The sequence below is a fragment of the Vibrio casei genome, assembly GCF_002218025.2.
Taxonomy (GTDB): domain Bacteria; phylum Pseudomonadota; class Gammaproteobacteria; order Enterobacterales; family Vibrionaceae; genus Vibrio; species Vibrio casei.
In genome coordinates, this window is sequence record NZ_AP018680.1 from 103,964 (window position 1) to 117,924 (window position 13,961).

The window sequence follows — 13,961 nt, forward strand, 5'->3', positions numbered from 1 at the left end:
CACAGAGGTTGGGAGGAATCTTGATAAGTCTTTATTTACGAGTGCTGGACAGTGATGGGCTCGCAGTGGATGATTGAGGTGATGACGGCATATTCGCTTTGGGTTTCCGCTGCGCCAACGTTAAGCCTGCAAATACCAGTGCGCCGCCAATAAGATGGTATTGAGTGGGATGTACGCCCAGTAAAACAATGCTGATGCTAGCGGTAAAAATAGGCACTAAGTTCATGAATAAAGTCGCACGTTCAGCGCCAATTAATGCGACGCCTTTTAACCAACACCAAGGGGCGATGATGGAAGCGGCCAGCGCGGCAAACCCTACCATAGGCCAAGCCTTTATTTCGATTCCCCAGTGTTGGCTTGAAAACAATAAAGGCAGTTGCAGAAGCGCGCCAAGAAACACTTGGCAATAGACCGCACACCAGGTGGTTAAAGGTAACTTCCAACGGCTTAGCAAGACGGAATACAAGGCATAAGCACAAGATGCCGCAAGCATCAACAGATCACCTTGTTTTAAGCCTTGGCTAACAATGTGTATTGGGTTGCCTTCACTGAGCATGTAAATTAAGCCACAGAATGAAATCACTGCACCGAGTAAAGTCATTTTATGCAACTTAGCACCTAAGAGTGGCACAGCGAGAAATAAACCAATCAGCGGCATTAACGATAAGAAAATAGCAATGTTGGTGGCGCTGGTGGTGTAAGCCGCGTAATAGGCCAAGCTTTGATTGAGAACCATACCTAAAGAAGCCAGTATCGTTAATTTCAATAAGCATTTTTTGACTGCCGGCCATTGGCGAGACACTTCCATTAAACAAAAGGGTGTGAGAACTAGTAATGCCACAAACCAGCGATAAAATGCGATGGTGCCAGGCTCAATGGTTGCCGTTGCCATTTTACTGACGACCGCATTAGTTGCCCATATTGCGACAGCGATGATCGGAAATAAACTGCGAACAAATAAGGTTTTGGAGTCTGTTATCATGGTTGTTCCTCCTTGAAGAAACTTGTTATACCTTGATGGTAAAACGTTTTATCAAACTGAATATGCAGTGTGGCATGAAAGAAATAAAAGACCGTAGGTTGAATCGGACACTGAATAGGTCGATTCAGACAAGCTGATGAATGGAGTGGAATGATGACAAGCAATCAAATGAGTGGCAACCCAACCTTTATGCCTAAATTGGTCGATCAATTGCCAAGCACTGTATTCATACATTACTTTCACATTGCTGGTGGCACAGAAACTTTGCCGCACCAACATAATTGGGGGCAAATTCATCTCATTAAACAAGGCGTGTTAGAGATGGAAGTGAATGGTCGAAAAATGGTATCACCTGCCGGTTATGCTATTTGGACTCCCGCTAATGTGTTGCATCGTGCTTTTAACCGAAGGGATGTTGAGTATTGCGCAATTAATATCGATATTGCCCGTTCGGGAGGGCTACCTAATGAGGCTTGTATGATTGCCTTACCATCTTTAGTGCTTGCGATTATTGACGATTTAACCACTCGTCAAGTGGATAAAATTGAAAGCCATCAAGACAAATGTTTAACTGATGTTTTGCTTGAGAGGTTAGCTAACGCTCACAAAGTAGATGATTTCCTACCCACAACGCAAGATGCTTTATTACAGCCTATCCTGCGCGCCTTAGAGGATAATCCCGCCGATGACCGCAGTTTGTCTGATTGGGCTAAATCGGTGTTTTCGACTGAGAGAACCTTAACTCGTCGCTTTCAAAAGCAATTGCGCATGAGTTTTAATGAATGGCGACAACGCTTAAAAGTCGTGACGGCTTTGCAGTTGCTTAAGAAAAATGACTCAATTAATCAAGTAGCTTTCTTGTTAGGTTATAGCGACGCATCAGCTTTCATCAAAATGTTTCGTCGTCATACAGGGCTAACCCCAGCTGTTTACCGCCAACAAGTTAGTGGTCTTCAATCCCATTCAAACGAGTAAGAAAGAGACCAATATGGGTATCATCAATCGATTAAAACAACGGCTTGAAAGCCTACAAAGTAGCGAAAATTTCCGCTATTTAGAACAATTAAGTGATGAGAAATTAAAAGCCTTAAGCATAGATGGCGAATCAAAAGCGCAAAAACACGCCGCGCAGCAAGAGTTGTTAAAAAGGGCATTGCGCCAAACGTGAGTTAATGCATTGTTGGGGTATGATTGTTATCCGCATGATTGCACTGATAGTGATAACTCCGCTTGTTTTGGATATTCAGCTTTGTAGAAAAGAGACTTCTTGCTTATTTTTAGGTACTCACAAGAGTAAATAATAAACAAGGAGCTGTTTGAATGTATCGTCATTATAAAATATCGAAAATAGCCGCTTTAATCGGCTTTAGTGCTGCACTGGGAGGGAATATATCTTCGGCTTTGGCGCAGGATGCCAATGTACCGAGAACAGCATTTGTACATTTATTTGAATGGCCATGGGCTGATATTGCCACGGAATGTGAAACTGTTTTAGGGCCAAAAGGTTATTCAGCGGTTCAAGTGTCCCCTCCGAACTTGAGTATAGATGGCTCGGCTTGGTGGACGCGTTACCAACCAGTAAGTTATGAAATTTCAGGGCGAAGTGGTGATCGTAATGCCTTTATTAATATGGTTCAACGCTGCAAGACATCAGGCGTTGATATCTATGTTGATGCGGTGATTAACCATATGGCCGCTTGGAATCGAGACTTCCCCCGAGTGCCTTATTCCTCTAATGACTTTAATAACTGCACGACGCCAATCAATTATCAAAATCGTTGGCAGGTGCAAAACTGTGATCTTACTGGGTTGAATGATTTAAAGACTGGGTCGGATTATGTACGTCAAAAAATTGCCGATTACCTCAACGATATGACGCAAATAGGGGTGGCTGGTTTTCGAATTGATGCCGCCAAACATATACCTAACGAAGATATTGCCGCGATAAAATCTAAGCTGACGGGCAGCCCTTATATTTTCCAAGAGGTAATTGGTGCCTATGGTGAACCTATTACGCCATTTGAATACACAGGAAATGGAGATGTGACGGAATTTGGCTACGAAAGGGCGATCGGGGATAAATTTCAAAATGGAGGAATTAACGAGTTAAAAGATTTAAAAACATGGCCGGGCATGCTACCAAGCGATAGTGCAGTAGTCTTCGTTGCTAACCATGATGATGAACGACACAATGAAGGGGCCACGTTAACCCATTTAGATGTAGGTGATTTGTACTATATCGGAAATATTTTTATGTTGGCTTACCCATATGGCTACCCGAAGGTGATGTCGGGTTATTATTTTGGCGGGAATTTTGATCAAGGCCCACCAAGTTCAGGCGCTAACTTTGGCAATGCATGTGGATTTGATGGTGGAGATTGGGTTTGTGAGCACCGTTGGCGTGGTATCGCCAATATGGTGTCTTTTCGAAATCATACCGCCAATGAATTTATGCTTAACAATTGGTGGGATGACGGTTATAACCAAATTGCTTTTGGTCGAGGCAGTTCAGGGTTTGTGGTGATTAACCGAGACGATAATAAGGCTATAAATAGAAGCTTCCAAACAGGCATGCCTGCGGGAGAATATTGCGACATTATTAACGGCAATTACGATGAAGCAACACATACGTGCAGCGGACCAACTATCTCGGTTAATGCCGAAGGTATGGCTTATTTTACCGTGAATACGGTTAGTGCCTCAGCAATACATATCGGTGCTAAAATTGGCGGTTGTTCAGGTAGTGAATGCAACCCCGATCCAAACCCCATTACGCTAGAAATAGCCAGTACAGCAGTCTGTTTGAGTAATGATCAAAGCTTTACGAATCCAACTGTGTATTTTTGGGGCTCACAACCTTCTGAACGCGTAGTAAATGCCACGTGGCCAGGAGAAAGTATGGTGAAAAAAGGAAATTATCATTGTTATGATCTTGGCGCAGAAGTTGATGCCATCAACATTATTTTCAATGATAATGGTGTCAACCAAACGGAAGATTTACGAATGCAAGGCAATCATTGTTACGATAACGGGACATGGAAATCGTTAGCGGATTGTGGCTTTAACGTGACGATTTCAAATCCTAGTTTACCGGTAAGTGACCTTGCTAAGGTGTGTTACGACAATAACCAATACTTCGATAGTCCGACAATTTACTATTGGAATGTAGTAACAGCATCAGGCAATAGCATCAGCGATGCAATTTGGCCTGGTGTGTCGTTAACGCAAGTTGGGAATCAATATTGTCATGAGTTCTCAGAATCAATTGAAAGTATCAATCTGATTTTTAGTAATAATGGCAGTAATCAAACCAGTGACCTTAACGCTACCAAACAAGCTACTTGTTATCAAAATAATACTTGGACAGCATTGGAGAACTGCATCTGACTTGTGCTTATACGTAAGTTATTGCAATAGCCTATTTTAAATGTGAAGAGAGCTTATCTTATATAAAGAAAGGCTTACGTATTAACGTAAGCCTTTTCATATTGAGCTAATGGGGGAGTTATGCTTTTAATAGCTCTTCAATTTCATTAGAAATAAATTGTGCTCGGGAGCCAAGGATTACTTGAATTCCGGTATCGCCGACATAAACCACCCCTTTAGCGCCTAATTGAGTGAGGCCATCTTTATCAATAAGATCACCTTGTTTAAGCTGCAATCGCAATCGGGTGATACAAGCCGTAGACGATTGAACGTTATCAAGCCCGCCCACGCTTGCGAGTACTTTGGTGGCCAATTCATTGTCTGAAATGTCATCAATGTTAGTCGTGATGGTGACACGCCCCGGCGTTTTTACATCTAACCTTCTGATTACAAATCGGAATACAGCATAATAGATGATCGCCATTGGGATGCCGACAATCACCGCGCTTAAATAATTGGTTTCAAAACCATTGAGTGATGGAACAATACCAAATGAGATGTAGTCAATTAATCCCGCTGAGAACGATTTCGCAATATGAGCATCTAATAAATACATCGCCATGTAAGACAGCCCCGCCATGATAGCGTTAAAGACGTACAAAATAGGTGCAACAAAAATAAAGGTGAATTCCACAGGTTCCGTAATGCCGGTTAAGAAACAAGTTAATGCAGCAGAAAATAAAATACCCGCGGCGATTTTTTTGTTTTTGGTGTGAGCTTCATGGTACATGGCTAAACAAGCCGCAGGCAGTGCAAACAGCATCAAAGGAAACTCGCCTTGCATAAACTTCCCGGCATTTTGGTAGCTATCAGTCGAGAAGGACTTCACACCTTCGGCAAGCATTTTGAACCAAATGGTTTGATCCCCATGAATAACTTGTCCTGTTGTCGTGGTGTATTCACCAAACGAATACCAGAAAGAAGGGTACCAAATATGGTGCAACCCAAGAGGGATTAACGCCCTTTCTGTTAAGCCAAAAATGAAGGTGGATAATGCTTGATTGCCACCATTGACGATGCCAGATAAGGCATTGATACCATCTTGAATATGCCCCCAAATATAAGGGAGTAATAAACCAAGCAAAAAAGAAAATAATGCTGTGGCGAGGGGAACAAAACGTTTTCCAGAAAAGAATCCTAGAAATTCAGGAAGCTGTATCGCATGGAATTTATTGTAGCAGTAGGCCGCTAAAATACCGGAAATTAACCCCCCAAACACACCCATTTGCAGGCTAGGAATACCAAGCACTAATGCATATTTTCCACCGGACATTGCCATTTCAGGCGTGATATTTAACATCGTGCCTATTGTGGTATTAATGATGAGAATAGAAACCGCAGCTGATAATGCCGCAATGCCCGATTCTCCAGCTAAGCCCACCGCCGATCCAATAGCAAATAATAAGGGTAAGTTATCAAAGATTACGCCACCTGCGTGCATCATTAATGGTAGGTCAAACTTGTCTCCAAACGCGAGCAATAAGCCTGCAGCGGGTAAGAGTGAAATCGGTAGCATTAACGCACGGCCAATTAACGATAATCTGGAAACGGCGCCAGTGAGTGATTTTATAAGATTCATAAATCATTTCCTCCTTGAATTCATGATAAGGAGATTATAAGAAGGGCCAAGTCAAGTAAGCGAAATAAAGCGATGTTTTTATTAAAAATTAAACGTTTTACTTTATAAATCGACTTTTTAGTTAAACGTTTTACTTCTCGAAAATTTTAATAAAATGGTTATTTATGATGAATGCTAGACGGGATCATCAGGCGAAAAGAAGGAGATTTCTCTTTGGGAGAGTCTTCGATTTCTTGGCTGACCTCAAAAAATCGTCGGCAAGCTTGAACGCCTATTTCCCCCAAATCGGCTGAAATAAATAAGGGTTGATAGTTAAAATTGAAGGTTGGTTTTGTATCCACAAAGCAGATCAAAGAGACGACTTTACCGAAGACTTGATCGTAGCCAACCTTGTGGCCTAAACGTTCAATGGCAATACACGCTTCACCGTAGGATTGAAGGTCATGGCAGATCACGGCCGAGATAGCGGCATCTTCTTTTAATAAATGGAAAATTCTTTCAGACAACCCTTCATCTGAATCCAAAACACAATGAATGCTTACGGATAAATTGGCGTGATTAAGGGCTTTAAAGTAGCCCGAAATTCGCTCTGCTCTGCACATTGAGCCGGTTTCGCCTCCGACATAGGCAACTTTTCTGTGACCTTGATTAATGAAATAGTCTGTTGCCATTCTTCCTGAGTTAGCGTGGTCGATACCGAGATAATCGACTTTATCGGTAAAGATAGTATTTTTTGATAAATCAATAATGGGTAAATCATCCGGGACAAAATCTAATGCCGCGTGATAACAAGCGCCTTCAGATAAACAGTAAAAGATACCATCAACCCCTTGGGATACGAGCTGATGAGTTTGCTCGGTGAGTTTTTTCCATTGATGATCGCATTGATAAATATTGATCAGATAATCTTGTTCTTGCAGTCTATCAAGCAAGCTTTTTAAAGCATGGGATGTGTATTCACAGCTTATGTCACCTACCACGATACCAACGGTTTTGCTGTATTTAGATCGCAATTTGGCGGCAAGGTGATTGCGTACATAGCCAATATCGTGAGCAATCTTAATGACTCTATCTCTTGTTTCGGGTGAAATATTTCCCTTGTTCCTTAATGCCATTGACACTGTTGTGGTTGATACTTCGGCTTTTTTGGCAATGTCTTTGATCGTAACTGTATTTTTCATGAACTCTGCTTGAATAGTGAAATATGGCCATCATCACGGCTTAGAGAGTCAACTATAGCTGATATTTTGCGGATTTATCTTGCATCTTCGAGAATGGTGAGAAGAAAGTTAATGGAGAAATTGAGAGAGTGTTATTAATTTATAAAAAGTAATGGTTTTGGATATGTTTGAAATAGATAGAAGTATTTCTTTTATAGAGTTTTCAATAATAGGAAAGGCTTACAAATCATCGTAAGCCTTTCTTATATCGAACTAACTTAATCTTAGTTCATGCCATATTTTTTCAATTTCTTGCGAAGCGTACCACGGTTGATACCCATCATGTTCGCTGCGCGAGTTTGGTTACCGCGAGTGTACTGCATAACCATATCAAGCATTGGTTGCTCAACTTCTGCTAATACTAATTCGTAAAGATCGTTAACGTCCTGGCCGTTTAATTGAGCAAGGTAGTTCTTTAAAGATGCTTTAACAGAGTCACGTAGTGGCTTCTGTGTGATCTGGTCTTGTGATGTGACAGTAGTAACTGTTAATGGTTCTGAAGTCAGATTTTGTTCGAACATAATTAGTCTTAGCTCTTCTTAATTATAATGCAACGTTATCTATATCGGTCGTTTAAAGCGATGACCTTAAATCAACTTGGATATATAAAATAACCTTTAAGCACATCAAGTTGCTGATCGGCATCCTCGATGGCATTGAAAATACGACGGAAGTCACCTGATTCGTCATGTTCTTTTAGGTACCAACCCACGTGCTTGCGCGCGATGCGAGGGCCTAAAAACTCGCCATAAAATTTATGCAGAGCCTGAACATGGCCGAGTAAGATGTTTTGCACTTCTTCTTTTGGAATCGGTGGCAAGTGTTCACCCGTCGTTAAAAAATGTTGGATTTGGTTAAAAATCCATGGTCGACCTTGGGCTGGTCTACCTATCATCAAAGCATCCGCACCGGTGTAATCCAGTACGTATTTCGCTTTTTCTGGGCTATCAATATCACCATTGGCAATCACTGGGATAGAAATAGCCTGTTTTACGGCTTTGATGCTGTCGTATTCTGCCTCGCCTTTGTACATGCAGGCTTTGGTTCTCCCATGGAGTGCCAAGGCTTGAATGCCACATTGTTCGGCCATTTTTGCAATCTCGACACAGTTTTTGTTGTCTGTATCCCATCCTGTGCGCGTTTTTAGGGTTACTGGAACCTCTACTGCGTTGACGACCGCGGTCAAAATCTGTTCGATGATGTCTGGGTGCTGCAGTAACGCGGAGCCTGCAAGTTTCTTATTTACTTTCTTAGCTGGGCAACCCATGTTGATATCGATGATTTGCGCACCGTTTTCAACACTGATTTGGGCCGCTTGTGCCATTAGCTGTGGATCTGCCCCTGCAATTTGTACCGAACGAATGCCCGATTCGCCCTCATGTACCATGCGTTGTTGGGATTTTGATGTGTTCCAAACTTTTGGATTCGAGGACATCATTTCACTGACGGCCATTCCTGCACCATATCGAAGGCACAATTCTCGAAACGGTCTATCGGTGACACCAGCCATTGGCGCCACAATTAAGTTGTTCGGTAATGTGTAGTTTCCGATTTTCAAAACAGCATCACAGTTCGTATCAGCAAGGGCGCGCATTTTACGCATTTTTTCGGGGCGTGAAAAGACTAATATTTGACCATTTCGCAATTAGTTTTACAAATTGTCTATTTTTCAGTCAATTAGCCTTAATAGTCGTAACGAATTGTTTATCGCATTCCATTACTCTGGTTTTTTTTGACCAGAAATTCGACACCACTCTTGCTGTTCAATGATTGGGTCTAGGTTGAATTGTTCGGCGTAATAGGTAGCCACGTCTTCCGCTTGGGAATCTAAGACGCCAGACATCGCCAGTAAGCCGTTTGGTTTGACTAAGCTGGTAATCACGCCAGAAAGATCACGTAATGGCCCTGCAAGGATGTTAGCGACGACCACATCGGCCACTAAACCTTCTGGTTGGTTCTGAGGAAGGAACAGCTCTAGTTGATCAGCAACACCATTTCGTCCTGCGTTGTCTTTTGAGGCGAGAATAGCTTGTGGGTCGATATCAATACCAATGACTTTAGCCGCGCCCAGTTTGATTGCTGCAATAGCCAGAATGCCAGAACCACAGCCAAAATCGATCACCGTTTTTCCTTTTAGAGCTAAGCCTTCTAGCCATTCTAAACAGACGGAGGTCGTTGGATGGGTGCCTGTACCAAAAGCAAGTCCTGGATCGAGCATAACGTTAACGGCTGTTGGATCGGGAATATCACGCCAGCTTGGGCAAATCCATAAGCGTTCACCAAATTTCATTGGGTGGAAGTTGTCCATCCATTCGCGTTCCCAGTCTTTGTCTTCGATTTGCTCAATTTTGTAAGCGAAGTCGTCATTCAACATATGGCTGTTTTTAATTTGAAACAGTACCTGTTGGGTATCTATTTCTGCATCGTATAACGCCAGAATATCGGTTTCGCCCCACAGACGTGTTTCACCCGGTAGTGGTTCAAATACGGGAGTATCTTTGGCATCGAGAAATGTAACGGATAATGCCCCCGTTTCTTCCATTAACATGTCGCCAATGGCTTCTGCGTTGGTGTCGGTAGCATTAAGTTTAATTTGAATCCAAGGCATGATGGTTTCGCTTATTGGTTGAGTTTATCGGCACAGGCACAAAGTTTACCATGAATGCTCTTTGCGCTTCTGTGCCAATTATACGAATTAAAAGTGGGATTGTGTGTGTATTTTGTTTGAATTAATCACTTTATGGTGATGTTTGGCTGCGAAACTGTTCGACAGTGATTGGGTTTGGTTTGATCTTGCTGCCCACAATAAAGGCGATAAGGCCAAATAATAGTGTTGGAACAATGGCGTGCATTCCTCCCATATCTGGTTTGAATGTACTGAATGCAATGTAAGAGAATAATCCAACCAGCATTGATGCAAAAGCGCCTGTTGCGGAGGCTTTTTTCCAATATAAGCCCAAGACTAGCGGCCATAAGAACACCGCTTGCATGCCTCCGAATGCGAGTAAGTTGAGCCAAATGATCATATCTGGTGGATTAAGCGCCGCCACAAAGACTAAGGCTGAAAAAATCCCCGTTATCCATAATGATAATTTAGGCAGTGTTTTTTCCGCTTTTTCACCCTCGGCCATCGAAGGGTTAATGTAATTAATGTACAAGTCTTTCAATAGGGTTGCGGAAGCTTGAATTAGCTGTGAGTCGATGGTAGACATAATTGCCGCCATGGGGCCGGCTAAGAAAATACCGGCAACTATAGGAGGGAGAACCGTGATCATTAATGTCGGCATGATTTGGTCAGGGCTGGCGATATCCGGCACAATGGCACGGCCAAAAGCACCGGCTAAATGCATGCCTAGCATCAGCAGCGCCACCATAATGGTACTGATCACCATACCTTTATGCAGTGAACCGCTGTCTTTATAAGACATACAACGTACCGCGGCGTGAGGTAGGCCAATCACGCCAAAGCAGACTAGTACCCAAAAACTCATCATAAAGGGGCCAGTTAAGAAATGGTTGGGTCCATAGGGGGTAATGAGCGCAGGATCGATGGTGTGCAGGTCGGTCACGATTTCCCCAATGCTGCCACCGGCGTGCACAATGCCCACCAGTAGTGCGATGGTGCCAATTATCATCATGATGCCTTGCAGAGTATCGGTCATGACCACTGCGCGAAAGCCACCGATAGTGGTGTACAGACCTACGGTGATAGCAAATATCATCAAGCCGTGAGTATACGAAAGCCCTGTGACGGTTTGCAGCAAACGCGCACCGCCGACAAACTGAACCACCATAGTGCCAAAAAAGGCTAATAATAAAGATAACGAAGCAAAGACAACCACGCCTCTATTTTGATAGCGAGCGTAAAGAATGTCATTTAAGGTCAGGGCATTATGGCGACGAGCTTCAATCGCAAATTTCTTTCCTAAAACACCTAGCGTTAACCATGTGGCAGGCAATTGGATCATGGCAAGTAAAACCCACCCTAATCCCATCTTATAAGCTGCTCCCGGGCCACCGATAAACGAACTGGCACTGGCATAGGTAGCGGCAAGGGTCATGGCAAGTACAAAGCCACCCATACTACGTCCGCCGACGAGGTATTCATTTAAAAAACCTTGTTTATTGCTATGACGACTACTCCAAAATGCCAGAGCAAATACGGCGATCAAATAGAGGAATAATGGGATGAGGATTTGGTTATTCATGGTTGTCTTCTTGTTCTACTTCTAAGGACATATCTTGGTAGATCCATTTAACCATTGCCGCACATAATAAAGTAAAGACAATTGGGCCGATCACACAGGACATTAAAAACCAAAGTGGAAAACCAAAATACAAGCTAGGCATGCTGGAGATATCATCAGGGCTGGGCGCTAAGCCATAAGCGGAAACATACCACCAAACAAAATAAGCTAAAGCAAGCCCAATCGCCCATTTTGCTTCTTTGTGTGCTTGTTGATAACGAGCCTGTAGTGTTTTCATAGGAGATTTATCTTTACTGGAATGAAATGAAAAGAGGGGAAGCATTTTTTTTACAAACTATGGCAGGAAAGACAAATGGTCGCGGTTTCTAGTTTCTGGTACCGAGTTGTTAGGAAAAGAAAAGGATGTCATCCTGAAGCGACGAAGGAGCTATCAGGGATCTAGTTCAATAAGGAGATTAGATTCCTGATGTCTCCTACGGCTCCTCAGGAATGACGGTTTTTTTGGGTATAAAAGTAAGCAATAACTAAAAGATAGAGTTGAGATACTATTTAGGCAAAGAAATAATCCTCACGCAGCACGCAACCATCTTTTTGCTGTTCCAAGCGGCGAGCAGCGCCCGAGTCCCGACACCCGAAAACAAAAAAAAGACCGCAGTTTTCACTGCGGTCTTGATGTCTTCTGAATATAGGGCTAGCGAGAGGTTTAGTCTTGCAAGCCTAGCTTCTTCTCAAGGTAGTGAATGTTTGCACCACCGTGTTGGAAATTTTCGTCGTTCATGATGTCAATTTGTAGAGGAATGTTAGTTTTGATGCCATCAATGATGGTTTCACCTAATGCATTCTTCATACGGGCAATCGCAACATCACGGTTTTCACCGAAGGTGATGAGTTTGCCGATCATCGAATCGTAATGCGGTGGTACGGTGTAGCCCGCATAAACGTGAGATTCCCAACGAACGCCCATGCCACCAGGTGGGTGGAAATGTTGGATTTTACCTGGGCAAGGAAGGAAACGCTCTGGATCTTCTGCATTGATACGACATTCAACGGCATGGCCGCGGATTTTTATATCATTTTGTGTGAATGATAACGGTTGACCAGCAGCAATGCGCAACTGCTCTTTGATTAGGTCAATACCAGTTACCATTTCTGTCACCGGGTGCTCTACCTGAATACGCGTGTTCATTTCAATGAAATAGAACTCACCGTTTTCGTATAGAAATTCAAATGTACCGGCACCGCGGTAGTTGATCTCGATACAAGCACGAGTACAACGCTCACCAATGTACTGGCGCATTTCTTCAGTGATGCCCGGCGCTGGCGCTTCTTCCACGACTTTCTGGTGACGACGTTGCATTGAGCAATCGCGTTCACCAAGGTGGATAGCTCCGCCTTGTCCGTCCGCTAAAACTTGAACTTCAATGTGACGAGGGTTTTCTAGGTATTTCTCCATGTAAACCATATCGTTATTGAAGAACGACTTCGCTTCAGAACGCGTCATAGCGATCGCTTCAACTAAATCTTTGTCGCTGCGTACCACACGCATACCACGACCGCCGCCGCCGCCAGATGCTTTGATGATCACTGGGTAGCCAATACGTTTTGCAAACGCACGGTTTTTAGCATCATCGTCATCTAGTGGGCCGTCAGAGCCTGGTACACAAGGTACACCAGCTTTTTTCATGGCATTAATTGCAGACACTTTATCACCCATTAGGCGAATGGTTTCTGCTTTTGGTCCCACAAAAATGAAGCCTGAATTTTCGACTTGTTCAGCGAAATCAGCATTTTCTGATAGAAAGCCGTAACCAGGATGAATCGCCACAGCGCCACTGACTTCTGCTGCAGAAATGATACGAGGAACATTTAAGTAGCTGTCGGTACTGCGAGCAGGACCAATACAAATGGTTTCATCGGCCAGTAATACGTGCTTTAAATCACGATCAGCGGTGGAGTGAATAGCAACGGTTTTGATGCCTAACTCTTTACATGCGCGAAGAATACGGAGGGCAATTTCACCTCGGTTCGCGATGACTAATTTATCTAGCATTTATCTTGCCTCTTAATCGGTGCGATTATTCAATAATTACAAGCGCTTGATCAAATTCTACTGGTTGACCATCTTCTACTAAGATCGCTTTAATTACACCGGATTTGTCTGCTTCAATTTGGTTCATCATTTTCATCGCTTCAACGATACAGATCGTTTGACCTTCTTCTACCGTTTGGCCGACTTCGATAAATGATTTAGCTTCAGGGCTTGGTGAACGGTAGAAAGTTCCTACCATTGGAGAAAGCACTTTATGACCAGATTGAACCGGTGCTTCGGCTGGCGCTTCAACGGCTGCCGGTGCGGCTACTGGCGCAGCAACTGGTGCTGGAGCCGCTGCATATTGGATAGGTGCCGCAGGCGCTGCTTGATTGCTGTAGCGGTTGATACGTACTGATTCTTCACCTTCAGAGATTTCAAGTTCAGCAATACCAGACTCTTCTACTAGCTCAATAAGCTTCTTTATTTTACGAATATCCATAATGTGTTCTCTATT

At 43.2% G+C, this 13,961-nt stretch carries 13 protein-coding genes; 3 read left to right on the plus strand and 10 right to left on the minus strand.

Annotated elements, in window-relative coordinates; genetic code table 11:
• Positions 1-31 precede the first annotated feature (31 nt).
• Positions 32-982, minus strand: a complete 951-nt coding sequence (locus VCASEI_RS00520) for a DMT family transporter (RefSeq protein ID WP_086962395.1) — start codon at positions 980-982, stop codon at positions 32-34.
• Between the two features lie 150 nt (positions 983-1,132).
• On the opposite strand from VCASEI_RS00520, the gene VCASEI_RS00525 reads away from it, so the two are divergent.
• The 3 genes from VCASEI_RS00525 (at position 1,133) to VCASEI_RS00535 (ending at position 4,369) form a co-directional block, all read left to right on the plus strand.
• Entirely contained in the window at positions 1,133-1,957 is an 825-nt protein-coding gene (locus VCASEI_RS00525; RefSeq protein WP_309598717.1) for an AraC family transcriptional regulator, read from the plus strand.
• Between the two features lie 13 nt (positions 1,958-1,970).
• Positions 1,971-2,150, plus strand: coding sequence for a hypothetical protein (locus tag VCASEI_RS00530; RefSeq protein ID WP_086962391.1), 180 nt, complete (start codon positions 1,971-1,973; stop codon positions 2,148-2,150).
• 152 nt (positions 2,151-2,302) lie between these two features.
• Positions 2,303-4,369, plus strand: coding sequence for a starch-binding protein (locus VCASEI_RS00535; protein WP_086962389.1), 2,067 nt, complete (start codon positions 2,303-2,305; stop codon positions 4,367-4,369).
• 118 nt (positions 4,370-4,487) lie between these two features.
• Here the strand turns inward: VCASEI_RS00535 and VCASEI_RS00540 are convergent, their stop codons facing one another.
• From VCASEI_RS00540 to accB, 9 genes are all read right to left on the minus strand, one after another.
• Positions 4,488-5,987 carry a PTS transporter subunit EIIC gene (locus VCASEI_RS00540; RefSeq protein ID WP_086962387.1) on the minus strand — a complete coding sequence of 500 codons (1,500 nt, stop codon included), beginning with the start codon at positions 5,985-5,987 and terminating at the stop codon, positions 4,488-4,490.
• 158 nt (positions 5,988-6,145) lie between these two features.
• The gene (locus VCASEI_RS00545) at positions 6,146-7,168 is read right to left on the minus strand and encodes a LacI family DNA-binding transcriptional regulator (RefSeq protein ID WP_086962386.1); all 1,023 of its coding nucleotides are present in this window, start codon (positions 7,166-7,168) and stop codon (positions 6,146-6,148) included.
• Between the two features lie 263 nt (positions 7,169-7,431).
• Positions 7,432-7,728: a DNA-binding transcriptional regulator Fis gene (fis, locus tag VCASEI_RS00550; protein WP_086962384.1), complete on the minus strand. Its 297-nt coding sequence runs from the start codon at positions 7,726-7,728 to the stop codon at positions 7,432-7,434.
• 71 nt (positions 7,729-7,799) lie between these two features.
• Positions 7,800-8,765, minus strand: a complete 966-nt coding sequence (gene dusB / locus VCASEI_RS00555; RefSeq protein WP_162621052.1) for a tRNA dihydrouridine synthase DusB — start codon at positions 8,763-8,765, stop codon at positions 7,800-7,802.
• 159 nt (positions 8,766-8,924) lie between these two features.
• On the minus strand, positions 8,925-9,815 hold the full coding sequence (gene prmA / locus VCASEI_RS00560) for a 50S ribosomal protein L11 methyltransferase (protein WP_086962380.1): 891 nt from the start codon (positions 9,813-9,815) through the stop codon (positions 8,925-8,927).
• A 130-nt stretch (positions 9,816-9,945) separates the two neighbouring features.
• The gene (panF, locus tag VCASEI_RS00565; protein ID WP_086962377.1) at positions 9,946-11,415 is read right to left on the minus strand and encodes a sodium/pantothenate symporter; all 1,470 of its coding nucleotides are present in this window, start codon (positions 11,413-11,415) and stop codon (positions 9,946-9,948) included.
• Positions 11,408-11,692 (minus strand): YhdT family protein, encoded by a 285-nt coding sequence (locus VCASEI_RS00570; protein ID WP_086962375.1) that lies wholly within the window; start codon positions 11,690-11,692, stop codon positions 11,408-11,410. Before VCASEI_RS00570 ends, panF begins: the two co-directional genes overlap by 8 nt.
• Before the next feature lie 426 nt (positions 11,693-12,118).
• Complete coding sequence (gene accC, locus VCASEI_RS00575; protein ID WP_086962373.1) at positions 12,119-13,465, minus strand: acetyl-CoA carboxylase biotin carboxylase subunit; 1,347 nt, start codon at positions 13,463-13,465, stop codon at positions 12,119-12,121.
• A gap of 25 nt (positions 13,466-13,490) precedes the next feature.
• Complete coding sequence (accB, locus tag VCASEI_RS00580; RefSeq protein ID WP_086962371.1) at positions 13,491-13,946, minus strand: acetyl-CoA carboxylase biotin carboxyl carrier protein; 456 nt, start codon at positions 13,944-13,946, stop codon at positions 13,491-13,493.
• Between the last annotated feature and the right edge of the window lie 15 nt (positions 13,947-13,961).

Bases quoted from the DNA above. Each gene is read 5' to 3' on its own strand.
- VCASEI_RS00520 (WP_086962395.1), bottom strand. From the start codon at position 982: ATGATAACAGACTCCAAAACCTTATTTGTTCGCAGTTTATTTCCGATC.
- VCASEI_RS00525 (WP_309598717.1), top strand. From the start codon at position 1,133: ATGATGACAAGCAATCAAATGAGTGGCAACCCAACCTTTATGCCTAAA.
- VCASEI_RS00530 (WP_086962391.1), top strand. From the start codon at position 1,971: ATGGGTATCATCAATCGATTAAAACAACGGCTTGAAAGCCTACAAAGT.
- VCASEI_RS00535 (WP_086962389.1), top strand. From the start codon at position 2,303: ATGTATCGTCATTATAAAATATCGAAAATAGCCGCTTTAATCGGCTTT.
- VCASEI_RS00540 (WP_086962387.1), bottom strand. From the start codon at position 5,987: ATGAATCTTATAAAATCACTCACTGGCGCCGTTTCCAGATTATCGTTA.
- VCASEI_RS00545 (WP_086962386.1), bottom strand. From the start codon at position 7,168: ATGAAAAATACAGTTACGATCAAAGACATTGCCAAAAAAGCCGAAGTA.
- fis (WP_086962384.1), bottom strand. From the start codon at position 7,728: ATGTTCGAACAAAATCTGACTTCAGAACCATTAACAGTTACTACTGTC.
- prmA (WP_086962380.1), bottom strand. From the start codon at position 9,815: ATGCCTTGGATTCAAATTAAACTTAATGCTACCGACACCAACGCAGAA.
- panF (WP_086962377.1), bottom strand. From the start codon at position 11,415: ATGAATAACCAAATCCTCATCCCATTATTCCTCTATTTGATCGCCGTA.
- VCASEI_RS00570 (WP_086962375.1), bottom strand. From the start codon at position 11,692: ATGAAAACACTACAGGCTCGTTATCAACAAGCACACAAAGAAGCAAAA.
- accC (WP_086962373.1), bottom strand. From the start codon at position 13,465: ATGCTAGATAAATTAGTCATCGCGAACCGAGGTGAAATTGCCCTCCGT.
- accB (WP_086962371.1), bottom strand. From the start codon at position 13,946: ATGGATATTCGTAAAATAAAGAAGCTTATTGAGCTAGTAGAAGAGTCT.